Annotated in this window: 1 rRNA gene; it reads left to right on the top strand. The window is 53.5% G+C overall.

The features are described from left to right. Positions 1–693: ribosomal RNA gene (locus tag CTN07_RS22575) — 23S ribosomal RNA — on the top strand; the annotation flags it as partial. Between the last annotated feature and the right edge of the window lie 55 nt (positions 694–748).

A 748-nucleotide genomic window follows, 5' to 3' on the forward strand; every position in this document is an offset into this window, starting at 1 on the left:
ATCTGGGGTGAGGACAGTGCCTGGTGGGTAGTTTGACTGGGGCGGTCTCCTCCCAAAGAGTAACGGAGGAGCACGAAGGTGGGCTAATCACGGTCGGACATCGTGAGGTTAGTGCAATGGCATAAGCCCGCTTAACTGCGAGAATGACGGTTCGAGCAGGTGCGAAAGCAGGTCATAGTGATCCGGTGGTTCTGTATGGAAGGGCCATCGCTCAACGGATAAAAGGTACTCCGGGGATAACAGGCTGATACCGCCCAAGAGTTCATATCGACGGCGGTGTTTGGCACCTCGATGTCGGCTCATCACATCCTGGGGCTGAAGTCGGTCCCAAGGGTATGGCTGTTCGCCATTTAAAGTGGTACGCGAGCTGGGTTTAGAACGTCGTGAGACAGTTCGGTCCCTATCTGCCGTGGGCGTTGGATGATTGAGAGGGGCTGCTCCTAGTACGAGAGGACCGGAGTGGACGAACCTCTGGTGTTCGGGTTGTGTCGCCAGACGCATTGCCCGGTAGCTAAGTTCGGAATCGATAACCGCTGAAAGCATCTAAGCGGGAAGCGAGCCTCAAGATGAGTCATCCCTGATACTTTAAGTATCCTAAAGGGTTGTTGGAGACTACGACGTAGATAGGCAGGGTGTGTAAGCGCTGTGAGGCGTTGAGCTAACCTGTACTAATTGCCCGTGAGGCTTAACCATACAACACCCAAGGGGTTTTATCGGACTCCACAAACACTTGAATGTAAGTTTGAGA

This window comes from Photobacterium damselae, from assembly GCF_003026815.1.
Lineage (GTDB): Bacteria > Pseudomonadota > Gammaproteobacteria > Enterobacterales > Vibrionaceae > Photobacterium > Photobacterium damselae.